Below are 22,971 nucleotides of genomic sequence, written 5' to 3' on the forward strand. Positions count from 1 at the left end.
GGCCCTGCTGCCGCGCGGGCCTCACACGAGGGTCGCTCCGCCGTCGACGAGGATGAGCTGTCCCTGGACGTAGCTGGAGGCGTCGGAGGAGAGGTAGAGGATCGTCCCGTTGAGCTCGCCCCGCCCGCCCGGGCGGCCGGCCGGGTTCAGGGCGTTGTAGGCGGCCAGGAACTCCTCGCTCTTGAACAGGGTGTCCGCGGTCATCTCGGACTCGAACAGGCCCGGGCCGATGGCGTTGACGGTGATGCCGTAGCGGGCGTAGGAGCAGGCCATGCCCCGGGTCAGTCCCAGGACCGCGGCCTTGGAGGCGTTGTAGGCGTGGCGGATGAACACGTCCTGCTTGTCGGCGATCACGGCGTTGACCGAGGCGATGTTGACGATCTTGCCGTAGCCGCGCTCGCGCATGCGGGGCACGACGTACTTGCTGACGTGGAAGACGCCCTTGACGTTGGTGTCGAAGGAGCGGTCCCACTCGGCGTCGGTGAGCGTGTCGACGCCGCCGCGCACGGCCACCCCCGCGTTGTTCAGGAGGATGTCGATGCGCCCGTAGGCGTCAATGGCCTCCTGGACGGCGGCCCGGCAGCTGTCCTCGTCGGTGACGTCGCAGCGCACGGCGACGGCGCGGCGCCCGGTGGCCTCGATCTCCTCCTTCAGGGCCTCCAGGCGCTCCTGGCGCCGGGCGAGCAGCGCGACGTCGGCGCCGTGCTCGGCGTAGGCGCGGGCGGCGTCGGCGCCGAGCCCCGAGCTCGCCCCGACGACGACGGCGACCTTTCCGCTGAGGTCAAAACTGCTGCTCATGACGGTGTCCTCTCTGAAGCCCTCTGGGAGCTCTTCACTTGCCCTTCGCACGTTCGCCGCGCGTCCTGCGCGGGGCCGCGCCGGCGTGCGCCGCCCCGCGCGGGCCCACGAGAACCATGCCGGGCCCGCCGGGGCTTCTCAAGGGACCAAGAACCTCCCCTCGCGGCGGGATCGCCCGCCCAGCGCCCGGCGGGGCATCGTCGTCCGGCCCCGGCTCAGCGCCCGGCGAGCGCCCAGACCATGCGCACCACGCGCGCGGCCTGCTCCTCCAGCTCGGAGCGGGTCAGTGAGACCCGCGCGTTCTCGCCGGCCAGGGCCGCCAGGACGTCCTGGCGGTCGGCCTCGCAGCCGGGCATGAACAGCTCGTTGCCGGCCTTGACGGTGGCGGCGGCCGTGGCGCGCGGGTGCTTCAGGTCCGTGCGGGCCATGCCGTCCACGACCCAGTCGGTCATGACCAGGCCCTCGAAGCCCCACTCCCGGCGCAGGACGGTCTCCAGCAGCTCGGCCGACTCGGAGGTGTGCACGCCGTTGAGGAGGTTGTAGGAGGTCATGACGGCGTGGGGCCGGGCCTGACGGACCACGATCTCGAAGCTGCGCAGGTACAGGTCGCGGGCGGCCCGCTTGGAGACGTGGCTGCACGAGTTCAGGCGGTTCGTCTCCTGGTTGTTGAGGGCGAAGTGCTTGACGGTCACCCCGCGCCCCGGGTGCCTCTGGACGCCGCGGGTGATGCCGGCGGCCACGCGCCCGGCCAGCAGCGGGTCCTCCGAGAGGTACTCGAAATTGCGCCCGCACAGGATGGAGCGCTGCAGGTTGAAGGCCGGGGCGAGCCACAGGTGCGCTCCGAAGCGGTCCATCTCCGCGCCCACGAGGTCGCCGAGGGCCTCGGCCAGGTCGGGGTTCCAGGACTGGGCGACGGCGGTGCCGATGGGGATGGCGGTGGCGTACTGCTCAATGGTGCGCTCGGGCGTGCGCGGCCGATCGGGAGTCCCCATCATGGCCCCGAGCATCTTCTGCGCCTCGTCGTCCATGAGCTCGGCGAAGTCCGCCGGCAGGGCGGAGTCCAGCGCGAAGGCGCCCTCGTCGTCGATGCCGACCCGCGGCGCGATGCGCAGGCCCGCCGGGCCGTCGGACATGACGAGGCTGGGCAGGCCCTCGAGGCGGGTGGTGGTCTGCCCGGCGGCGCCCACCAGGGTCTGGGCGGCCGCCCCGATAATGGACTGGGACTCGGCCCCGTCCCGGTAGTCGCCGAGCACCACGTAGGACAGCTCGTCGTCGGACAGCCCCTCGACGAAGCCCAGGGCCTCGGCCAGGTCGACCGGCTCGCAGCGGTCGGCCCGGCGCAGGGCGGCGGGCTCGACCGCCAGGCGCGGGACGCCGCCCGGCACCTCGACGGCGGCGGGGTCGGCCGGCCTCCAGTCGGTGAAGCCCGCCTCGCCCAGGACGTCGTGCAGCTCGCGCACGACGGTGGTGCGGGCCAGGCCGATGACGGCGGCGGGGGCGGTGTCGCGGCTGGAGACGCCCACGCGCACCACGTAGTCGCCGGCCTCCAGGACGGTGGCGGCGCGCGCCTCGTCGTAGGAGGCCAGGTCGGCCAGGTCGATGGAGACGACGACGTCCTGGTGCTCGCCGGGGGCGAGCTCGGCGGACTTGCTGAAGCCCGCGAGCGCCTGGTAGGGCTGGTCGAGGCCGCCGGGCGGGACGGAGACGTAGACCTGGACGACCTCTCTGCCCGCGCGCTCGCCGGTGTTGGTCACTCGGACCCGCACGCTCGCCCGGGAGCCGTCCAGGTCGACGGCCGGCTCGCCGAGCGCGAAGCCCGTGTAGCCCAGGCCGAAGCCGAAGGGGAACAGCGGGGCCGTCCCGGTGGAGTCGAAGTAGCGGTAGCCGACGTAGACGCCCTCCCGGTAGTGGGTGTCGTCGGGGTCGCCGAAGTCGCCGACCGCGGGGTAGTCCCCCCAGGCGGCCCAGGTGGTGGACAGCCGGCCGGAGGGGTAGGCCGCCCCAAGCAGGACGTCGGCGAAGGAGTCGCCGACGGCGGCGCCCAGCTGGGAGAGCAGGAGGATGTTCCTCACGTCCTTCACCGGTGTCAGGTCCACCACGCCGCCGACGTTGAGGACCAGGAGGAACCGCTCGTAGCGCTCGTCCAGGGCGAGGATGTCGCGGACCTCGGCGTCGGTCAGGAGCACGTCGCCGTGCTCGGGGCGCCGGTCGTTGCCCTCCCCGGAGACGCGGGCGAGCACGTAGACGGCGGCGGTCTCGCCCCCGACGCCCTCGGCGTCGAGCGGCAGGTCGTGCTCGGGCTCGGGCATGACGGCGCCCATGCCGTAGACGAGGGCGGGCACGCCGGCGGCACTGGCGCGGGCCTTGATGTCGGCGATGAAGCCGGCGTGGGCGCGCTCGCGGACGGCGTCGTAGGCGTCCAGCCACGCCTTGGTGGTCAGGGTGAAGCCGGCCTTCTCCAGGCCCTCCTCGATGGTGACGACGTGGCGGGAGTTGACGTCGCCGGACCCGGTGCCGCCCTTGACGGTGCGGCGGGCGCCGGAGCCGTAGAGGGCGAGCCGGCCCGCCCCGGGCAGGGGGAAGGAGCCGTCGGAGCGGAGCAGCACCATGGACTCGGGTGCGCTGGCGCGCACGGTGGCGAGGTGGTCGATCTCATACTGGTTGAGCGGCACGTGGAGCTCCTTTGCTGTGCTTGCTGCGGATTGTCGTGGGCAGCAGCGGGTTGTCGCGACCGCCTGGGCCGCGTGGATCTGCCGACGCCCCAAGCATCGCGTAATTTTTCCGTCCGGTCAATATCGCGATCATCCCCGCACGATAGCGAGAAAGACCTCGTTGAGGCGCCCCCAGGGCACCTTGGGCCCGGGCGCGAGGGCGCCGACGGCGTCCTCCAGCTCGGCGAGGGCGCCCGCGACCCAGGCGTCGAAGGCCGGGACGCGCGGGCGCTCGTCGCTCTCGCCCGAGGCGGTCTTGGCCGCCAGGAGCTCCTCGACGAGACCGCTCATGGAGTCCTCGAGCTCGGCGCCCACCAGGTCGCCGAAGAGCATGGGAGCGGGGGCGCGCTCGGCCACGACCCAGCGGGCGGCCAGGAGCGCGCGCATGGTGTACAGGTACTTCTTGAGGCGGATCGTGCCCGCGGTGCACGCGGCCATCTGCCCCCTGGCCATGCTCAGGTAGTGGCGGGCGGAGGCGACCGGCGAGAAGCAGTCGGCGGCCAGGTCCCTCACGGCGGTGAAGGCGGGGTCCTCGGCGTAGACGATCGGGGAGGCGAGCCACTCGAAGAACGACGGGTTGGCGCCGCGCGCCAGGCGCAGGGACTTGTCGAGGTCCCAGCCGCTGATGTCGAGGACCTCGTCGAGCCGCCACTCCAGGACGTCGCGCGCGCCCTCCAGACGCAGGTAGTGCTCGAGGGGGCGGACGTAGACGAAGCGGACGTCGAAGTCGGAGTCGGGCGACTCGAACCCCCAGGCCCGGCTGCCGGACTCCACGGCGAGCAGGACGCGCGCCCCCTCGGCCTCCTCGAGGCGGCGCAGCTCGTGGGAGACGGCACGGGCGACGACGGCGGCACCGGCGGCGCGCAGGTCGACGGGCCGCGGGTCGGTGGACGGCACGGGGCGGCTCATGGTTCTGACCGGGTCGGGTCCGGGCCGGCGGATGCGCGCGCCGTCGGCCCGCTCCCGCCCCGGGCCGGCTCCCGGGCCGGCCACCGGATTTCCCCGCTTCCGCGCACGATGAGCTCGGTCGGCACGACGAGGCGCTCGGGGGCGAGCGGGCCCTGGAGCCTGCGGAAGAGCCGCTCGGCGGCGAGCCGGCCCATCCGGCGCGGGTCCTGGCGCACGACCGTCAGGGCCGGGTCGAGGAGGTCGGCCAGGGGGATGTCGTCGAAGCCGACGTGGGCTACCGCGTGCTGGACCCCGGCCCGCCACAGCGCGTGCAGGGCCCCCTCGGTGACGAGGTTCTGGGCGCTGAAGACCGCCGTGGGAGGATCGGCGGAGCGGAGCATGAGGCTCAGGGCCTTCTCGGCGGCGGCCGCGCCGGTGAGCCCCGTCGCCGAGACGACGTCGTCCCGGGACAGCCCGCCCTCGCCCAGCGCGTCGAGGAACCCCCGGCGGCGCTCGGCCGCCGTGGGCACCGTGAGCGGCTCGGTGAGCAGGGCGAGGCGCCGGTGGCCGTGGGCGAGCATGTGCCGGGTCGCGCGCGCGGCCGCCTCCCGGGTGTCGCTCGTGACGCAGTCGGCCTCCACGCCCCGCGGCACGCGGTCCACGAAGACGACCGGCACGCCGAGGTCGAGGATCGAGCCGAGGGCGCTCCCGCCGGAGGACACCGTGTCCACAATGATCCCGTCCACGTGGCGTCTCATGGAGTCCTTGACCGCCCGGGCCTCCCGCTCGGGGTCCTCGTCGAGGCTGGAGGCGATCACCGCCACGTCGCGCTCCCGGGCCACGTCCTCGACGCCGCGGTGCACCTCGCCGGCGAAGGGGTTGGCGACGCTGCTGACCAGCAGCGCGATCGTGTGCGTCGCGCCTCCGGGGCGCCGCAGGCTGCCCGCCCGCAGGTCGACGTGGTAGTCCAGCTCGCGGACCGCCGCCCACACCCGCTGCGAGGTGCTCTCGGAGACCAGCGGCTCGCCGTTGACGACGCGCGAGACCGTCTTGGTGCCCACGCCCGCCAGCGCCGCGACCTCCTTCATCGTCGGACGGCGCCTCGGCTCATCGGCCCGCGGCGTCGGCGGCGTCAGTGGCGTCAGCGGCGTCGCTGCCATCTCGGCCCCCTCGGATCTCGTTCAGACCCTTGACTCTAGCAGCGATCGATTCTATCGTTTTCATCACCGCCAACGATGACATCGTTGTCACCCTTGTGATTCAGCGGTTCTTCAACGGAGAGGAGCGTGCCGCACCCCCGCCGTCGGGCCCGGCGCCGCAAGCCCGCCCGACGGCCCCATATCCCACCCGGACCCGCCCCCCGTGACGGGTCCGCGCAATTCCGGCAATTCCGGCAATTCCATGCAATGGAGCAGACATGACAGTTCAACCGCGCCTGCACATGGAGGACATCGCCAAGTCCTTCCCAGGCGTGCAGGCTCTCAAAGGAGTCTCCCTGGACCTCCGACCAGGGGAGGTCCACGCCCTCGTCGGCGAGAACGGCGCCGGGAAGTCGACGCTGGTCAAGATCATCACCGGCATCCACCCCACCTTCTCCGGCGTCTACGAGTACGAGGGCGCGCCCGCACGGTTCCGTTCCATCCGCGACGCCCAGGAGGCGGGCATCTCGATCGTCCATCAGGAGCTCAACATGATGGCCGATCTGACGGTCGCGCAGAACATCTTCATAGGCCGGGAGTCCCCCTCGCTGAGGATCTCCGACCGCGACCTGAACCGCCGCGCCCAGGCGCTCATCGACGACTACGAGATCGGCGTCGACCCGCGCACGCCCCTGCGGGACCTGACGGTCAGCAAGGCCCAGATCGTGGAGATCGCCCGGGCGCTGTCCTTCCGGGAGACCAAGGTGCTCATCCTCGACGAGCCGACCGCGGCCCTGTCGGAGGCCGAGAGCGCCGAGCTCCTCGAGCGCGTGCGCGGCCTGCGGCAGCGGGGCGTGTCCATCGTCTACGTCTCCCACCGCATGCACGAGATCATGGACGTCTCCGACCGGATCACCGTGCTGCGGGACGGAACCCACGTGGGCACGCTGGAGACGGCCTCGACCACCATGGACGAGATCATCGAGCTCATGGTCGGGCGGCAGGTCGTCAACGCCCCCAAGAGCGCCTCGGCCGTTCCCGCCGACGCCGCCGTCGTCCTGGAGGCCGACCGCCTGAGCTCGGCCGACGTCACCGACGTCTCCTTCGAGCTGCGCGCCGGGGAGATCCTCGGATTCGCAGGGCTCGTGGGCGCCGGGCGCACCGAGACCATGCGGATCCTCGCCGGCGCCGACCCGGCGACGGGCGGACGCATCACCGTCAAGGGCGAGCGGGTCGCCTTCCACCACCCGCGGGACGCCGTCAGGGCCGGCATCGCCTACCTGTCGGAGGACCGCAAGCGCTACGGGCTCGCCGTCGGCCTGTCGGTCGCCGACAACACGGCCCTGCCCTCCTACGACCGGCTCAGCTGGGGGCCGGTCGTCCTCGGCAGGCAGGTGGCCGAGGCCACCAGGCGCTACGTGGACAGGCTGCGCATCAAGACGCCCTCGATCCGCCAGCTCGTCCGCAACCTGTCCGGGGGCAACCAGCAGAAGGTCGTGCTCGCCAAGTGGCTGCTGCACGACGTCGACATCTTCATCTTCGACGAGCCCACGCGCGGGATCGACATCGGGGCGCGCTCGGAGATCTACGGGCTCATGCGCAGCCTGGTGGCCGAGGGCAAGTCGATCATCCTCGTGTCCTCCGACCTGGACGAGGTCCTCCACCTGTCCGACCGCGTCGTCGTCATGTGCGAAGGACGTAAGACCGGCGAGCTCGACATCTCGCAGGCCACACAGATCAAGATCATGGAGCTGGCGACAGCTCAGGAAGCACGTGAAGCAGCATGAAGACCAACCTCCTGAAGAATCCCCTCGGCAAGAAGCTCTCCCCCCAGGCCACCCAGCAGCTGATGGCCCTGGCCGCCCTGGTCATCCTCTACGTGTACTTCGCCATCTTCGGCACCCGCTTCCTGTCCCCCGGCACCTTCGTGTCGATCCTCGACTCCTCCTACTACATCGGCTACCTCGCCATCGGGATGACCTTCGTCATCATCACCTCCGGCATCGACCTGTCCGCCGGAACCGTCATGGTCGGCGCGGCGCTGGTCGGCGGCGTCGCCTACAACGTGTGGCACCTGCCGATCCTCGTCTGCCTGCTGGTCGTCGTGGGGACCGGCCTCCTGTTCGGGGTCGGCAACGGAGTCCTCGTCGGCTTCTTCCGGCTGCCCCCGTTCATCGCCACCCTGGGCATGCAGTTCATCTCCCTGGGCCTGTGCGCCGTCGCCGCGAAGGTCCAGACCCAGACCTACCCGAGCCTGACCTCCTCCGACGGGTGGTTCAAGACCGTCCTGTACAAGGCCGGCACCTTCCCCGTCGGGGCGCTCTGGCTCGCCGGGTTCTTCGCCATCGCCTGGTTCATCCTCAACCGCACCAAGCTCGGCCGGTACGCCTACGCCATGGGCTCCAACGAGGAGGCCGTCGAGCTGTCCGGGGTCATCGTCTCCCGCTGGAAGTTCTGGGTCTACGTCCTCAACGGGTTCTTCTGCGGGCTCGCCGGGGCCATCTACGCGGCGACCTTCTCCGCGATCACCCCGCAGACCGGCAACGGCCAGGAGATGTACGCGATCGCCGCCTGCGTCATCGGCGGGACGTCGCTGGCCGGAGGCGTCGGCTCCCTGTGGGGGACGATCATCGGCGTCTTCGTCATCAGCGTCCTGAAGACCGGCCTGCTCTCCATGGGCCTGCCGGTCCAGTGGCAGCAGTTCCTCATCGGGACCGTCGTCATCCTCGCGGTCCTGCTCGACGTCATCCGCAGCAGGCGGGCCCGCCGCTCATGACCGTCCGGACGGGGCCGGCCCGCGCCCCCCTCCCACCCCACCCGTGGATCTCGAAAGGATCTCCAGCCCATGGCCCCCATCACCCGCAGAACGGCGCTCGCCACCCTGGGCGCCGCATGCTCTGTGACGCTGCTGTCCGCGTGCGCGGGCGACGACGCCACGACCGTCATCATCATCTCCAAGAGCTATCAGAACCAGTTCTACCAGGCGGCCTTCAAGGGCGCCCGGGAGGCCGCGGAGTCCCTCGGCGTCAAGCTCGTGACCAACGGGCCCGACGCGGAGAGCAACGTGTCCCAGCAGGTCGAGCAGCTCGCCGCCGCCGTCAACCAGCGCCCCTCGGCCATCGCCCTGGCGGCCTGCCAGCCCGACGCCGTCCAGGACGCCCTCGTGGCCGCCAAGCGGCAGGGCACCCCCGTGATCGGCTTCGACTCCGGCATTCCCGACGACGCCTCGGGGGCCGTCCTGGCGACCGCGACCACCGACAACGCCCTGGCGGGAGGGAATGTGGCCAGCAACCTCGCGGCCAGCGAGGCCTTCCGCAGGGCCGTCGCCGCGGGCACCGCCGCCTCCCCCGCCGTCGTCGGCGTCCTGGCCCAGGACTCCACCTCGGGCTCGATCATCCAGCGGGTCGACGGCTTCATCGACACGCTGGTGAACGAGCTGGGCAAGCTCGACGGGCTCGCGGGCGCCATCGACGTCTCGGGTCAGCAGCACTGGACCCGGGCCTCGGACAAGCCCGCCAGGGTGAAGATCGTCGTCACGGTCCCGCCCACCACGAGCCAGGCCGACATCCAGTCGGCGGCGACCTCGATCCTCGGCACCCAGGGCCTGGTCGCCCTGTTCGCCGGCAACCAGGACACCGTCAACGGGGTCATCTCCGCCACCAGCGACGCGACCGCGCTGGACCGCGAGACCGGCGAGTACAAGGACCTCCTCGTCGTCGGCTTCGACGCCGGCAAGTCCCAGAAGGATGCGGTGCGCTCCGGCGCCTTCCTCGGGTCGGTCACCCAGGACCCCTACCAGATGGGCTACCAGGCGGTGCAGATCGCCGCGAGGGCGGCCGCCGGCGAGACGGTCGGGGACGTGGACACCGGCTCGCACTGGTACGACGCGAGCAACATCGACGACGCCGACCTGTCGATCCTGCTCTACGACTGAGCGGGGCGGCGTCGGGCGGCCGGGTGCGCCCGCGGCCGGGTGCGCCCGCGGCCGGCTTGCGGGGCGGCGTCGGGCGCACCCTATGCGCCCGGCGTGCCCGCGCCCCCGGCGCTGCTCCCGCCCGCGGCAGGGCGCAGCGGCTACCGTGCTGCTCGAACGAGCACACGAGCACGAGCAGGACACGGAGGATCCCATGGCTGGGAGAACGGGAAGGACGGGCAGGGTCGTCCTCATCACCGGCGCGAGCAGCGGCATCGGCTTCCAGGCGGCCGGGGCCCTGGCCAGGGCCGGGCACACGGTCTACGCCGGGGCGCGGCGCGTGGAGCGGATGCGGCCGCTGCGGGCCCTGGGCGTCACCCCCGTCGCGCTCGACGTCACCGACCAGGACGCCTGCACCGGTGTCGTCGAGACGATCATGGCCGAGCAGGGGCACATCGACGTCCTGGTCAACAACGCCGGCTACGGCTCCTTCGGGGCGGTCGAGGACGTGGACCTGACCGAGGCGCGCCGCCAGATCGAGGTCAACGTCCTGGGTCTGGCCGCCCTGACCAGGGCGGTCCTGCCGCACATGCGCGCCCGCCGCTCGGGCACGATCATCAACATGAGCTCCATGGGCGGCCGTCTCGTAACCTTCATGGGCGGCTGGTACCACGCCACGAAGTACGCCGTCGAGGCCCTGTCCGACGCCCTGCGCATGGAGGTCGCGGACTTCGGCATCGACGTGGTCCTCATCGAGCCCGGTGGCATCAGGACCGACTGGGGCACCATTGCCGCCGACCACCTGGAGAGCTCCGCCCGGGGCGGCGCCTATGAGAAGGCGGCCGGCAGGGTGGCCGCGAACATGCGCAGGCTGTACGCGAGCAGGCGGATGAGCGACCCGCAGGTGGTGGTGCGGGCCATCCGCGGGGCCGTCGAGGCCAGGCGCCCCCGGTCCCGCTACCTCGTCGGCCTGGGGGCCAAGCCGCTCGTGGCCGCCCACGCGCTGCTGCCCGCCCGCCTGTTCGACCGGATCATGCGGGGCGCGGCAGCGGGCTGAGGGGCCGCGTGGCTCCCGCCGCGGCTCACGGGCCTACCGGACCTACAGGATCAGCCGCATCTGGCGCCAGACGGCGCCGCCGTGGGTGGACTCCCGCGAGACGCCCTCGTCGCGGAAGCCGAGGTGGGCGTAGAAGCCGACGAGGGCGTCCTTGGCGGTGAGCACGACCCCGCGGCGGCCGCTGGAGCGGGCGTCCTCGACAGCGTGCCGCACAAGCGCGCCGGCCAGGCCCCGGCCCCGGCGGTCGGGAGCGGTTGCAACGCTGAAGATCATCTGCCAGGCGCCGTCGGGCTCGTGCAGCTCGGCGCAGGAGAACATCTCGTCGGCCAGGTCGGGCAGGTCGGTGCACATGCCGTTGACGCAGGCGACCAGCCGCTCGGGGCCGTCGGTGTCGGGGCTGTCCTCGACGGCGAGCCAGACGTGGTCGGGGTAGGCGGCCAGGCGCGCGGCGATCGTCTCGCGGTCGGCGGCCTCGGCGGGCGGGAAGCAGAGGGCCTCCAGCTCGGCGACGGCGTCGAGGTCGGCGGGCGAGGCCGTGCGGATTCTCGGGCGGATTCTCATGCGCCCATTGTGCGTATGGCGCCGGCCGCATCGCGCGTGTACCACATGCCGATACCTGCCAGGCAGACGGCCGTGGCCACCACGGCGAGCACGCCGGGCAGGGCGGTCGCCCAGCAGGCGACGACGGCGCCAGCCCCACGGCCAGCGGCGGCGCCCGGTCAGGAGCGCCAGGAAGCCCCAGGAGGCCACCAGGCAGATCATAATCCCGCCGGCCAGCAGGGCGGCGGCCGTCGCCGTGAGCGGCTCGCGGGGCTCATCGACAATGATCTCGGCGCTCACCGCCAAGGTGATGAGCCCAATGACCAGCACCTGCTGGCCGTTCGTGGCCGGCCTGCCCGTAGACGTCGTGGGCGAGGATCATGGCGCTGCGGCCCACCTGGACGAGCACCAGGGGAACCACGCCGGACAGGACCCGCAGCAGCAAGGGGCGGGTGAATCGCAGTCACGGCCCCAGGCAAGGTCGGGGGAAGGACGAGGCCGCCTCGATCTGCCGACTGCCGAGCTCGATCTCAACGGGCGCCCAGCTCATGACCAGTCTGCAACGCGGCCGATACCGGAGCGCACCCTCCCCATCGGCGTGGATGACCTAGTGGATGACTTAGATGAGTGATTCCCAGGCCTGACGCCCGGGGCCTGACGCCCGCCATGCGCTGCGGCCCTATCAAAAAGGTGGCTCCTACGCACTTTTAAGGTGTTCGGCAGCCTTGAGCGCGGCGGGGATCGGCGTGATTCTGCGGTTCTGCAGCGAAGGCGGGGCGAGCGCCGGTGTTAAAAGTGCGTAGGAGCCACCTTTTTCCCGTCGAGGTCGGCCTCCTGGGGCCCCGGAGAGCCCCGGAGGGCTGGTGGTGGCCCGGCGACGGGCGCTCGCATCTCGACGAAGAAGGCAGTGGGGCTGCGAGAACCGGGCGAGGAACCCGCCCCTGTCAGCCGCCCGCCCCGGCGCCGCCGCCCGCCGCCGGGCGACGGCCGACGAAGACGCTCACCGCGGCGGCGAGGGCGATGACGGACAGGGCGAGGAGCACGACAAAGCCCGTGCGCGTGCCGGCGCGGGTCGCGGCGACAAGGTCGTCGGGGCCCGCGCTCTGGGCGGCGTTGACGACGGTGGTGGCCACGGCCGTCCCGACGGCGCCGCCGAGCTGCTGAATGGTGTTGAAGGCGGCGTTGCCGTCGGCCTGGAGGCGGTCGGGCAGGCCGCGCAGGCCGTTGGTCATCGAGTTGGAGACCGACAGCCCCTGGCAGATCGGCATGATGACGTAGATGAGGGCGAGCCAGGCGGCGGGCACGGTCACGCCAACGGCGGCGAACAGGGCCATGGCGAGCACGCCGCAGGCGGCGCCGACCAGGATGGGGCGGGCCGGGCCCAGGAGGTCGAGGACGCGGCCGCCGAAGGGGGTCAGGCATGCGCCCAGGATGCAGCCGGGCAGCAGGAGGCAGCCGGCGGCGAATGAGCCCATGGAGGCGCTGACCTGCGCATAGTAGGGGATGAGGTAGCCCAGGGCGAGCACGATCGCCTGGATGAGGACGACGTAGGTGACGCTGAGGGCGTAGGTGCGGTCGGTGAAGATGCGGATGCGGACGAGAGGGCGCTCGGAGCGGGACGACAGGACGCAGAATGCCGCGATGAGGACGAGCGCGAGGGCGAGCAGCCCCAGGACCCGGGGGCTGGTCCACCCCGTCTCGCCGGCCGCGTTCGTGGCCAGGACGAGGGCGGTGAAGCCGGCGGCCATGACGAGGAACTGCAGGGGGCTGAAGGTGGCGTCGGCCTGCGGCCGGGTGGCCTGCCGGATGGCGAGGACGCCCAGGACGCCGGCGACGGCGAGGAAGGGCAGCAGGACGAGGAAGATCGGCCGCCAGCCGAAGGCGCCGATGAGGTAGCCGCCGAGTGAGGGCCCGACGGCGGGCGCGATGGCGGTGATGAGGGTGGCGACGCCCATCATGGTGCCCAGCCTCTCGAAGGGGACCTGTTCGAGGACCATGTTGAACATCAGGGGCAGGGCGATGCCGGTGCCGACGCCCTGGATGAGGCGGCCGAGGATGAGCACGGTGAAGTGTGGGGCGGCGGCGCACATGACCGTGCCGGCCAGGAAGGCCGCCATGGCGAGGGCGAAGAGGGCCCTGGTGCGGAAGCGCCGGTTGAGGAAGGAGGAGATCGGCATGATCGCCGCCAGGACCAGGAGGTAGCCGGTGGTGATCCACTGGACGGTGGAGGTGGAGACGGCGAACTCCTCCATGAGGGCCGGGAAGGCGATGTTCATGGCGGTCTCGACGACGACGCCGGCGAAGGACATGATGCCGACGGCGACAACGGCGAGGACGAGGCGGGCGTCGAGCCTGCGTTCGAAGGTGGGCACGAGACTGATTGTATGAGGCGATTAATTCTCCGGCGCGTGACGTCTCATGCAGGACCTGCACCGTCGCGGCGCCCCGTCAGCGGTCTCCCGCTGCGGATGCGCTCTCGGTCTCAGCGCCGCGGGAGGACGACGATCCCCCGCTCGACATAGCTGCGCACGGCCGCCTCGACGGTCTCGACGGTCGTGTAGCGGGGCCGGTGGCCCAGGAGCCGCCTGGCCTTCTCGTTGGAGAAGTGGCCGGAGCGGGCCAGGTGGAGGTAGGTGGACTTAACGGCGTCCTCGCCCAGGCCGCACTCGCCTGCCCACCGTTCCCAGCCGAGGAAGCCGATCCGGGGCTCGGCGCCGAGCACCCGGGCGACCGCCAGCGCGCAGCCGTAGGTGGTCAGCCCCTCGTCGGCGACGGCGTGGAAGCACTCCCCCAGGGCCGCCTCGCGATGGACGACGGCGTCCCGGAAGACCTGGGCGACGTCGTAGCCGTGGACGTGGTGGAGGATCTCCTGGCCGAAGTTCGGCAGGACGACCTCGCCGCCGTCGGCGATCGTCTGAAAGACGCGGTGGTCGGTGTTGCCCAGGGGGCTGATGATGTCCCAGCCGGGGCCAGAGATCTGGCCGGGCATGACGACGGTGGCGGGGAGGGTGTCGCGCTGCCAGGCCCGGCGGAGGAGCTCCTCGATGGCGGTCTTGTCGCGGCCGTACTGGTCGAGGGCGCGGCGGGGGTGGTCCTCGGTGACGGGGTTGATCTCTGTGCGGCCGTCCGCCCAGATGGAGGAGGCGACGAGGTAGTGCCGCAGCGGCCCGCCGGCGAGGGCGTCGATCATGGCGCGCACCTGCTCGGGGGTGAAGGCGACGAGGTCGATGACGACATCGGCGCCGACGTCGGCGATGGCGCGGGCGAAGCCGGCCTGGGAGCGGTCCAGGAAGAGGCGCTGCGCGGCGTCCCAGGCCGGGTGGTGCTCGTAGGGCCGGGAGGCGCCACGGGTGACGGCGGTGACCTCGTAGCCGGCCTCGGCGAGCTGGGGGACGAGGTAGGTGCCGATGTGCCCGGTGGCCCCGATGACGACTGCCTTCATGGCTATGGTCCCTTCTCGACGCGCCGGCTGCTCCCGCCCGGCGCCGCCCCGCCGCGCTGCGGAACTGTCTTCGAGGCTCATGCTAGCAATGGCGGCGCTCCGGGTAAGCCCCTGGGCCTGCGCCGTTCACCGAGCGCGCACCCACTCGAAGACGTCGGCTGCCTCCGGGCGGCCGTCGGCTCGGGCCAGCAGGTGGAAGGTCGCGTGGGCCATGGCGTCGCGGATGGGCACCACGGTGCGGTCGAGCGCCGGCGCCGCGTGGGAGGGCGCGTCGGTGACGAAGTAGGGCAGCGACGAGCTCGCCAGCTGCTCGAAGGACCGCGCGGTCCTCCTGGACGAGGAACTGTGAGCGCGGGAAGTGCCGGTCCCACAGCTCGCGCCAGAACCCGATGCCCTTCAGGAGAAGGAAGGTCTCGCCGTCGAGCTCGGCCGCGCTCCCGCTCGGCCGGCCCGCGAGCGCGTGCCCGGGAGGTCGCCGTCGGCCGGGTCGTCGCCGACAGCCAGGTCGCGCGCGAGGATCTCTTCATCACCTCCAAGCTCTTCCTGCAGAGCTCCCCCTACGCCCAGTACGGCAAGGACATCGACGCCACCCTGGAGTGCCTGGGCACGGACTACGTCGACCTGCTGCTCCTCCACCAGCCCTACGGCGAGTACGTCTCCGGCCGGAGGGCCATGGGGGAGGCGGTCGAGGCGGGCAGGGTCCGCTCGATCGGCCTGTCCAGCTTCTCCGCCACTCTGGTCCGCGAGATCCTCGACTGGGCCGCATGGGCCCGCCCCACGGCTACGGGCCGATCCTTTACGAGGAGCTCGCACGCCCCTGGACGAGTGATTCCAAGGGGCGCGGCAGCGATGCCCAGTCCGTCGGCGTGCCAGGCCACTCGGCGCCTCGCAGTCCCGACGCCGTCCCCGGGGCCCTGGGCGGTCCGGTCCGGCCCGAGACGCCGGCCTGACGGCCCGCCGGGCGCCGCCGCGCCCCGCAAAGTGATCACCCCACGCACCTTTAGCCCTCCACGCCGCCCGGCCCGCGCCGCAGAACCACGGAATCACGCCGATTCTCACCGTGTCCGGGGCTGTTGGCCGGCTTAAAAGTGCGTGGGATGATCACTTCTCCCACCCCGGAGCCAGTCATCGGGATAATCGGGTGCCGTTCCAGCAGGCCGCGGCTGCCGGGTCCTGCCGACCGGTGTCGAGCCGGAACGTCAACGTACCTTCCCAACACCAACGTACCTTTCTCCCATCCTTCTGAGCTTTACCCCCAGAAGGATGGGAGAAAGGTACGTTCACGTTGGGCCGCACGCCCCGCCCGGCGAGCTCCGCACCCCGGCGCGATCACAGGCCCAGGTCGGCGTGACTTCCAGTCTCCACCAGGACCAGGACCAGCTCCGTCTCCCTGATCTGGTAGATCAGCACCCAGTCGGGCCGGATGTGGCAGTCCCTCAGTCCAGCCCGGTCGGCCGTGAGCGCATGATCCCGATAACGGACAGGCAGCGTCTCGCGATGTCGAAGCATCTCAACCACCGCGAAGAAGGCATCCATGTCGAGGCCGCATCTTCTAGCCCGCTTGAGGTCCTTCCTGCATTTACTCGAGATGACGATGTCGAGCACTAAAGGTCCAGGTCATCGCGCAAGTCTGCGACGCTCCCGTAGCGTCTGGCGGTGCCCGCGGAGATCTCTGCGTCAATCTCGTCGTAGGCCTGCCGGGCCTCGGCACTCATGACATATGGACGGGACGTGTCGAAGGGGAAGCCCTTGAACTCATTGAACGCGCGCACGAACATGCGCACCGCATTTGACGGGGTCGTCCCCATCTGATGAGTGAGCTCAACAAATAAACGCTTGTCGTCGTCGTCGATCTTGACATTGAGGGTCTTAGTCGCCATCAGGTCTCCCGCCCCACACCTCACTGCATCAGCATGCTCATCGTATCATGGTGTAACACGATGTGGTACGGGCTCGTGGGGCCCGGCACCGCCCGGCCCGGGACGCCGCCTCACCAGGACGTCAGCGGCCCTGGACCAGGTCCTGGGGGGGGTGAAGCGGCGCCCCGCCGGCCCCCTCAGCGGGACGTCGTGCGCACCGTCGTCCCGGCGAGGGCCTTCTCCCCGGGGCGGGCGAGCGGGCCGACGAGCTCGTGGGGCACGTAGGGCTCCTCCAGGTAGGCGACGTCCTCGGCGGTGAGGGTCAGCTCCAGGGCGCGCACGGCGTCGTCGACGCGCCTCGGCCGCGAGCAGCCGACGATGGGGGCGGCCACGCCCCTGGCCCAGTGCCAGGCCAGCGCGACGTCGGCCATGGGCGCGCCGTGCCTGGCGGCGACCTCGGCGACGCGCTCGATGACGGGCATGTCGATCTCGCGGTCGCGGTCGTACTTGGCGCGCATGGTGCCGTCCGTCGTCGAGCGCACCGACGGCGAGTCCCAGGTGGGGCGGGTCAGGTGCCCGGAGGCGAGCGGGCTGTAGGGGGTCAGGGACATGCCGTACTGCTCGACCACGGGGATCATCTCCCGCTCGTCCTCGCGGTAGAGGAGGTTGTAGTGGTTCTGCATGCTGGCGAAGCGGGTCCAGCCGTGGGCGTCCGCCACCACCTGCAGGTTGTGCAGCTGGTAGGCGTACATGGCGGAGGCGCCCAGGGCCCGCACGCGGCCGTCGCGCACGAGGCGGTCCAGGGCCTCCATGGTCTCCTCCACGGGGGTGGAGTAGTCGAAGCGGTGGATAATGTACAGGTCGAGGTAGTCGGTACCCAGGCGCCGGAGCGTGCCCGCGATCTCCCGCTCAATGGCCTCGGCGCCCAGGTGGCCCTCGTTGAAGTAGACCTTGGAGGCCAGCACCACGTCCTGGCGCGCGACGCCGAGGTTCCTCAGGGACTGCCCGATGTACTCCTCGCTGGTGCCGTGGGCGTAGACGTTGGCGGTGTCGATGAAGGTGACGCCGAGCTCGAGCGCGCGGGCGATGACGGCCTGGGTGGAGGGCTGGTCGATGACCCACTGGTGGAAGTCCGGGAAGACCTGGCCGAAGCTCATGCCTCCGATGCACAGCCGCGGGATCGTAATGCCTGTGGTGCCGAGTGTCGTGTACTGCATGGCGCCAGTATGGGTGCCCGGCGCCGCCCCCGGGCAGGCCCTGCCAGAACCACCCTGGGGGCCGCCCAGCGTGCGGTCCGACGCCGGCGCCCAGCCTCAGCGGCTCCCTTTCGCCGCGAGGAGGCGCACCGCCCGGCCGGGCCCCCGCCCTGAGCCTCCGCCAGCCCGCGCCACGACCTGGGACCAGGCGGCCGTCTCGGCCCGCTCACGGCCCCAGCGCCTTGAGCGGGAAGGTGACGACGCCGTCAGGGAGCGTCATCACGGGTCCGTCGGCGGTAATGACGGCGGTGTACGCCGGAGGAGGGGTCCGTGCGGTGTCGATATCGGCCACGAAGGCAGCGAGCGAGGTCTGCGCCGCCGGGATCTGGCGCTGCCCCAGCTTGGCCTCGAAGGCGGCCCAGCGCCCGTCGTCCAGTTCCACGATGGCGTCCGCCTCCTTCCCCGCCTTGTCCCGGTAGTGGTAGAGGCGTCCGCCGCACATCTCGGAGAAGATCCGCAGGTGCTGCACCGCCTGGGACTTAAACCAGAGCCCGGCGGTCTCCAGGTCCTGTAGGAGGCGCTCCGAGGATGTCGCCGTCACCGCCGCGGCGAGCGCAGGGTCGACGAAGTGCAGCTTCGACGACGTGCGCACCGCGTAACGGGACCGCAGGTGCGGCGCCCAGGCCGGCTGCTCCTCGATGACGAAGAGGCGCCTGAGGGCGCCCACGTAGGCGATGGCGGTCTCCGCGCTCAGGGACTGCCCGGCCGCGTCCCTGGCGATGGCGCGGAAAGACGCCTCTGTCGCGACATGCCGGGCGAGAGAGCGCATGAGGGCGCGCAGGCGCACAGGATCCCGCCGCGGTTCACCGTCCAGGCGACCGACGTCGATACTGACAATGTCCTCGACGTAGTCGCGCAGGCGGCGCTGCGCCTGAGGGGTCGTCAGGTCGAGGCCCCCCGGCCACCCTCCGTGCACCAGGTCGTCCAGGGCCTCGCGTACACCGGTGCCGGAGTTAAGCACCGGCGCCGGCGCCTCGCCGTTGAACAAGCCCGCCAAGGAGACGCTGCCATCCCCGCGACCGCGCTCGAACAGGGTCATGGGCCGCATTCGGATCCGTGAGATCCGGTGTGCTCCGGAGTGCCGCGCGGCATCCTCGGCGGGGACGGATGATCCCGTGAGGATGAACTGTCCCGGGTGGCGACGGGAGTCGATCTCCCTGCGCACGAGGTTCCACAGTGAGGGCTCGATCTGCCACTCGTCAAGAAGACGCGGCACGTCGCCGGCCAGGAGGAGCGAGGGATCGACGTCCAGGGCGGCCCGCAGCTGCGGCAGCCCGGAGTCCAGCGCGATCTCGGAGGAGGCGTGTCGGCGTCCGGTCATGGTCTTGCCGCAGGCGCGGACGCCCTCGATGAGGACACCCCCCGAGTAACCGAGGATGTCGTCAACAAGCCGATCCACGACTCTCGGCAGATAGCCCTCCTGCTCCACGGTTCCCTCCCCGCACCCTTGCCGCGCAATGTCAATCCGGCATGTGGCGTCGCCCCAATCCGTCATGTGACGTCATTGTAGCCGGTCATGTGGCGTCGACCCAACCGGTCATGTGGCATCTCCTGGGCGCCGCACCCCCTTGCCAGGAGCGGGGCCCGCCGCATTGTCCACCGTCTCCGCTGCGGCCTCGGCGAGCCCGAGAGCAGGTGCGGGACGCAGTCGGATGGGAAATGGCTGGTACCCTGTTCCCATGCAGGTCACGATCGATTCCGGAGGGCGGATCCTTCTTCCGAAGAGCCTGCGGGACTCCCTGGGGCTTCTGCCCGGCACGAAGGCGGATATCTCGCTCTACGGCAACGGCGTGCAGGTGACCCCGGGGGGACGCACCGCTCGGCTGGAGGCGGACGAGGACGGGCATCTCGTAGCCAGGTCGCACACCGTCGTCACCGACGATATGGTGCTCGCGCTCATGGACACCGGGCGCCGATGACGGATCGGCCTCGGCTCGCGGTCGACACGAGCGTCGCAGTCCCTCTGCTCGTCGCCTCCCACCAGGCCCATGGGGCCGTGCACTCCTGGGCGAGAGGACGCGAGCTCAGTCTCAGCGGGCACGCGCTGGCGGAGACCTACGCGGTGCTGACCCGGCTGCCCGGCGACGCACGTGTGAGTCCCGCGGATGCGGCTCTGCTCATTGATGACTGGTTCCCTGAGACACTGAGACTCCCGACGGAGTCGGTCGCTGACGTGCATCGGCGTCTGGCACGTCTCGGCATCAGCGGTGGTGCCGTCTACGACGCCCTGGTCGCTCTGGCCGCACTCGACAACGGCGCGGTGCTCGCCACCAGGGACGCGCGCGCCAGGGCGACGTACGAGACGGTCGGCGTCGGCACCGAGATCCTCCGCTGACTCCTCCGACCGACCGAAGAATCCCGGCTCAGTCAGCCGGCCTGGGCGGCCTATGCGGAGCGGTAGTACAGCACCGCGACCTGGGTGCGGTTCCTCAGCCCCAGCTTGGCCAGGATCGAGCTGATGTGGTTGCGCACCGTCCCCACGCTCATGAAGAGCCGGTCCGCCACCTCCGCGTTGTCCAGCCCCTGGGCCACGGCCTCGACCACCTCGTACTCGCGGTCGGTCAGGGGCGGGAAGGCGGCGCTGCGCTGATAGAGGCCCGACGACGGCGCCCCCTGCCGCCCCTCCCGGGCGCCCCGCCCCTGGTGACCGGGCCCCATGGTCGCGCGCTCGAGCACCTCCCCCTCCAGCACGCACACGCCCGCCATGACGGACCGCAGGGCCGGCGCGATCTGGGCGACGTCCTGCTTGACGAGGTAGCCGCGGGACCCCATCCTCAGGGCCCGCACGATGTACTCGTCGTCGGAGAAGGTGGTCAGGAAGACGATGCGCGCCCGCCCGTCGCGCGCAAGGATCCGCTCGGCCGCACTGAGCCCGTCGCCGCCCGGCATCTGGATGTCCATGAGCAGGATGTCGGGGCGCAGCTCCCGGTACCTCTCCACCGCCTCGGGGCCCGATCCGCCCAGGCCCACGACGTCGACGTCCGGCTCCGTCGACAGGATGGTGGCGAGCGACTGGGCGACCAGGGCGTCGTCGTCAACAACAAGGAGCCTCATACTCCGTCCTCCCCGCCTTTCGGGATCATGGCGAAGACCGTGAACCTCGGCCTCGGGGTGACCCGCACCGTCCCGCCCAGCGCCTCGACCCGGTCCGTCATGGAGCGCAGCCCGAGGCCGCCGCCCGACGCCGGGTCGTCCCGTTGCGGGGCGGCTCCGTCATTGTCGATCCTGACCTGCCAGAACGCAGGGTAGTCGGCGACCACCACGCGCGCCGAACCGGCCCGGCCGTGCCGGGCGGCATTGGTGAGCGCCTCGCGCACCACCGCGGCGATGCAGCGCGAGACCGCGGCCGGCGGCTCGGCGTCCAGGGAGCAGTCGATCGACACCCGGCCGATCCCGCAGCGGGAGCCCAGCAGGCCGAGGGCGGTGGCGAGCTCCTCGCCCTCGTCGGACAGGGCGTGGACGCTGCGGCGCATGGAGTCGAGAGCCTCGTCCAGCCCCGAGTCGAGCGCCGCCAGCTCGGACACGACGCCGGGCTCGTCGCGGTAGCCGATCCGAAGGGCCTTGACCGCCAGGAGGAGGCGGGTGAGGAGGTGCCCGACGCCGTCGTGGATCTCCCGGGCGATCCTCGTGCGCTCGGCGAGGGCCGCGGCGCGCATCTCATGGTCCTGCGCCTGGAGGAGCCTGGCATTGGACTCCTGCAGGGCGAGGACCTTCTCGCGCAGGTCGTCCCGCACCGCATGGAGGCCCTGGCGCGCCGACTCGTCCTGCCAGGTGCGCAGCGCCAGCAGAGCCGCAAGGGCCCCGACCGCCACGGCGAGGACGAGAGCCGGTTCCTGCGATGCCCGCCGCATGACGGCGAGCAGCAGCGGGGTGCAGCACAGCAGGGAGATACCCCGATTCCGCCCGAGGCCGAGCGCGGCAATGCGCACGAGGTCGTAGACGACCAGCGGCGCGCTCGGAACCGACGCCGTCGTCGAACAGCCCAGGAGGAGATAGGCGCCGGGAATGACGATCAGCGCGCGCCGCCAGTCCGCCACCGCGCACAGCCCGCTCGTGATGACGGCCAGGAGCAGCCATATCACTGCGGCGGGTTCCGCCGCGTCAGCGGTACCAGCAGCCCGCGTCGCTCCGGAGAACAGCGCCAGCAGGCCGCAGGCGCCGAGGACCACACTCTTGTCGGCCAGTACCCTCACACCACGATTATCAGCGACCGATCGGCCGCGCATGTGCCCGGCGGGCCGGTATCCGCGCCGCCGCACAGTGCTCATGACAGAAGTCATGGCCCGGTGCCCGGGCCATGACAACAGGCGCTTCTCCGGCCGACCACCGCCACGAGAGCATCACGGCGACGGCCCGCGCGAGCGCCGGGCCTGCAAGAGACCGAGCAAGGAAGCAGGAGCCGATATGGGCGGTGAGACGGTACCCGAGCGCAGCGAGGCTGTACTGGTCGAGTCCCTGGTCAAGCGCTACGGGGAGCTGGTCGCGGTGGACGGCCTGTCGCTGCGGATCGGCCGGGGGGAGGTGCTCGGCCTGCTGGGCCCCAACGGCTCGGGCAAGACGACGACCATCAACTGCCTGCTGCAGCTGCTGACCTACGACCGGGGCGAGATCAGCGTCTTCGGGGAGCGCATGACGGCGACCTCCTACGACCTCAAGCGCCGGATCGGCGTCGTGCCGCAGGACGTTGCCGTCTTCGACGAGCTCACCGTGGCCCAGAACGTGGATGCCTTCTGCGCCCTGTACGTGCGCGACCGCGCCCGGCGGCGGCGCCTGGTGGAGGAGGCGATCGCCTTCGTCGAGCTGGAGAGGTTCACGGGCTTCAGGCCCGCCAAGCTCTCGGGCGGCCTGCTGCGCCGACTCAATATCGCCTGCGGCATCGTCCACGCCCCGGAGCTCATCATCCTCGACGAGCCCACGGTCGCCGTGGACCCCCAGAGCCGCAACGCGATCCTGGAGGGCATCAGGCGCCTCAACGAGCGGGGCGCCACGATCGTCTACACCAGCCACTACATGGAGGAGGTCGAGCAGCTGTGCCACCGGATCGTCATTATGGACGCCGGACGGCAGGTCGCCTCCGGCACGGCCGATGAGCTCAAGGCCATGATCGGCACCGGTGAGCGCATCCGGGCCGAGATCATCGCCCCCGTACCCCTGGGCGAGCGGGCCCTGGAGCACGTGCGCACCGCCTCCTACCAGGCCCCCGAGCTGGTGGTCGAGTGCTCCCCGGGGGCTCACAACCTCTCCGACGTGCTGGGGGCGCTGACCCGGGCCGGGGTCACCTGCGGGCGGATCACCTCCGAGCCCCCCACGCTCAACGATGTCTTCCTGGAGATCACCGGGCGGGCCCTGCGGGACGAGGCGGCCTGAC

At 71.4% G+C, this 22,971-nt stretch carries 21 protein-coding genes and 1 pseudogene; 9 read left to right on the forward strand and 13 right to left on the reverse strand.

Annotated features, from left to right (window positions below; all coding sequences use genetic code 11):
• Nucleotides 1-21: 21 nt before the first annotated feature.
• The 4 genes from AIF0345_RS11810 to AIF0345_RS11825 form a co-directional block, all read right to left on the reverse strand.
• Nucleotides 22-798: an SDR family NAD(P)-dependent oxidoreductase gene (locus AIF0345_RS11810; protein ID WP_285296253.1), complete on the reverse strand. Its 777-nt coding sequence runs from the start codon at nt 796-798 to the stop codon at nt 22-24.
• Nucleotides 799-1,013: 215 nt separating this feature from the next.
• Nucleotides 1,014-3,407, reverse strand: coding sequence for a glycoside hydrolase family 3 N-terminal domain-containing protein (locus AIF0345_RS11815; RefSeq protein ID WP_285297941.1), 2,394 nt, complete (start codon nt 3,405-3,407; stop codon nt 1,014-1,016).
• Between the two features lie 192 nt (nt 3,408-3,599).
• Nucleotides 3,600-4,418 carry a nucleotidyltransferase domain-containing protein gene (locus AIF0345_RS11820; RefSeq protein ID WP_268916946.1) on the reverse strand — a complete coding sequence of 273 codons (819 nt, stop codon included), beginning with the start codon at nt 4,416-4,418 and terminating at the stop codon, nt 3,600-3,602.
• Entirely contained in the window at nt 4,415-5,557 is a 1,143-nt protein-coding gene (locus tag AIF0345_RS11825) for a LacI family DNA-binding transcriptional regulator (protein WP_268916945.1), read from the reverse strand. The genes AIF0345_RS11820 and AIF0345_RS11825 overlap by 4 nt, the downstream gene beginning before the upstream one ends.
• Before the next feature lie 257 nt (nt 5,558-5,814).
• Here AIF0345_RS11825 and AIF0345_RS11830 point away from each other — a divergent pair, with 257 nt between their 5' ends.
• From AIF0345_RS11830 to AIF0345_RS11845, 4 genes are all read left to right on the forward strand, one after another.
• Nucleotides 5,815-7,323: a sugar ABC transporter ATP-binding protein gene (locus AIF0345_RS11830; protein WP_268916944.1), complete on the forward strand. Its 1,509-nt coding sequence runs from the start codon at nt 5,815-5,817 to the stop codon at nt 7,321-7,323.
• Nucleotides 7,320-8,312 carry an ABC transporter permease gene (locus AIF0345_RS11835; RefSeq protein WP_268916943.1) on the forward strand — a complete coding sequence of 331 codons (993 nt, stop codon included), beginning with the start codon at nt 7,320-7,322 and terminating at the stop codon, nt 8,310-8,312. The genes AIF0345_RS11830 and AIF0345_RS11835 overlap by 4 nt, the downstream gene beginning before the upstream one ends.
• Nucleotides 8,313-8,381: 69 nt before the next feature.
• A complete protein-coding gene (locus AIF0345_RS11840; protein WP_285296254.1) occupies nt 8,382-9,470 on the forward strand; it encodes a substrate-binding domain-containing protein in 1,089 nt (362 codons plus the stop codon).
• A 193-nt stretch (nt 9,471-9,663) separates the two neighbouring features.
• The gene (locus AIF0345_RS11845; RefSeq protein WP_285296255.1) at nt 9,664-10,506 is read left to right on the forward strand and encodes an oxidoreductase; all 843 of its coding nucleotides are present in this window, start codon (nt 9,664-9,666) and stop codon (nt 10,504-10,506) included.
• A 42-nt stretch (nt 10,507-10,548) separates the two neighbouring features.
• On the opposite strand, the gene AIF0345_RS11850 is transcribed toward AIF0345_RS11845, so the two are convergent.
• The 3 genes from AIF0345_RS11850 to AIF0345_RS11860 all read right to left on the reverse strand — a co-directional run bounded on the left by AIF0345_RS11850 (nt 10,549) and on the right by AIF0345_RS11860 (nt 14,488).
• Entirely contained in the window at nt 10,549-11,376 is an 828-nt protein-coding gene (locus tag AIF0345_RS11850; protein ID WP_285296256.1) for a GNAT family N-acetyltransferase, read from the reverse strand.
• A 614-nt stretch (nt 11,377-11,990) separates the two neighbouring features.
• Entirely contained in the window at nt 11,991-13,418 is a 1,428-nt protein-coding gene (locus AIF0345_RS11855) for a DHA2 family efflux MFS transporter permease subunit (protein WP_285296257.1), read from the reverse strand.
• Nucleotides 13,419-13,528: 110 nt separating this feature from the next.
• Entirely contained in the window at nt 13,529-14,488 is a 960-nt protein-coding gene (locus tag AIF0345_RS11860; RefSeq protein ID WP_285296258.1) for an NAD-dependent epimerase/dehydratase family protein, read from the reverse strand.
• A 345-nt stretch (nt 14,489-14,833) separates the two neighbouring features.
• On the opposite strand from AIF0345_RS11860, the pseudogene AIF0345_RS16715 reads away from it, so the two are divergent.
• A pseudogene (locus AIF0345_RS16715) lies at nt 14,834-15,226 on the forward strand (aldo/keto reductase); the annotation flags it as partial.
• A 26-nt stretch (nt 15,227-15,252) separates the two neighbouring features.
• A complete protein-coding gene (locus tag AIF0345_RS11865; RefSeq protein WP_229118360.1) occupies nt 15,253-15,438 on the forward strand; it encodes a hypothetical protein in 186 nt (61 codons plus the stop codon).
• Nucleotides 15,439-15,817: 379 nt separating this feature from the next.
• Here AIF0345_RS11865 and AIF0345_RS11870 read toward each other — a convergent pair whose 3' ends face one another.
• The 4 genes from AIF0345_RS11870 to AIF0345_RS11885 form a co-directional block, all read right to left on the reverse strand.
• The gene (locus AIF0345_RS11870) at nt 15,818-16,093 is read right to left on the reverse strand and encodes a type II toxin-antitoxin system RelE/ParE family toxin (protein ID WP_268916936.1); all 276 of its coding nucleotides are present in this window, start codon (nt 16,091-16,093) and stop codon (nt 15,818-15,820) included.
• Nucleotides 16,093-16,368, reverse strand: coding sequence for a type II toxin-antitoxin system RelB/DinJ family antitoxin (locus AIF0345_RS11875; protein WP_043560438.1), 276 nt, complete (start codon nt 16,366-16,368; stop codon nt 16,093-16,095). The genes AIF0345_RS11870 and AIF0345_RS11875 overlap by 1 nt, the downstream gene beginning before the upstream one ends.
• Before the next feature lie 176 nt (nt 16,369-16,544).
• Entirely contained in the window at nt 16,545-17,564 is a 1,020-nt protein-coding gene (locus AIF0345_RS11880) for an aldo/keto reductase (protein WP_285296259.1), read from the reverse strand.
• A 205-nt stretch (nt 17,565-17,769) separates the two neighbouring features.
• Nucleotides 17,770-19,032, reverse strand: coding sequence for an ATP-binding protein (locus AIF0345_RS11885; RefSeq protein ID WP_268916934.1), 1,263 nt, complete (start codon nt 19,030-19,032; stop codon nt 17,770-17,772).
• Nucleotides 19,033-19,282: 250 nt separating this feature from the next.
• On the opposite strand from AIF0345_RS11885, the gene AIF0345_RS11890 reads away from it, so the two are divergent.
• Together AIF0345_RS11890 and AIF0345_RS11895 are read left to right on the forward strand one after the other, a co-directional pair.
• Complete coding sequence (locus AIF0345_RS11890; protein WP_043560442.1) at nt 19,283-19,522, forward strand: AbrB/MazE/SpoVT family DNA-binding domain-containing protein; 240 nt, start codon at nt 19,283-19,285, stop codon at nt 19,520-19,522.
• Entirely contained in the window at nt 19,519-19,938 is a 420-nt protein-coding gene (locus AIF0345_RS11895) for a type II toxin-antitoxin system VapC family toxin (protein WP_268916933.1), read from the forward strand. Before AIF0345_RS11890 ends, AIF0345_RS11895 begins: the two co-directional genes overlap by 4 nt.
• Nucleotides 19,939-19,988: 50 nt before the next feature.
• Here AIF0345_RS11895 and AIF0345_RS11900 read toward each other — a convergent pair whose 3' ends face one another.
• Nucleotides 19,989-20,657 (reverse strand): response regulator transcription factor, encoded by a 669-nt coding sequence (locus AIF0345_RS11900; RefSeq protein ID WP_268916932.1) that lies wholly within the window; start codon nt 20,655-20,657, stop codon nt 19,989-19,991.
• Nucleotides 20,654-21,796, reverse strand: a complete 1,143-nt coding sequence (locus AIF0345_RS11905) for a sensor histidine kinase (protein ID WP_285296260.1) — start codon at nt 21,794-21,796, stop codon at nt 20,654-20,656. Before AIF0345_RS11905 ends, AIF0345_RS11900 begins: the two co-directional genes overlap by 4 nt.
• 211 nt (nt 21,797-22,007) lie before the next feature.
• Here AIF0345_RS11905 and AIF0345_RS11910 point away from each other — a divergent pair, with 211 nt between their 5' ends.
• On the forward strand, nt 22,008-22,970 hold the full coding sequence (locus AIF0345_RS11910) for an ABC transporter ATP-binding protein (protein ID WP_285296261.1): 963 nt from the start codon (nt 22,008-22,010) through the stop codon (nt 22,968-22,970).
• Nucleotide 22,971 lies beyond the last annotated feature (1 nt).

Origin of the sequence: Actinomyces israelii (assembly GCF_030253495.1) — a bacterium.
GTDB classification, from domain to species: Bacteria; Actinomycetota; Actinomycetes; order Actinomycetales; family Actinomycetaceae; genus Actinomyces; species Actinomyces israelii.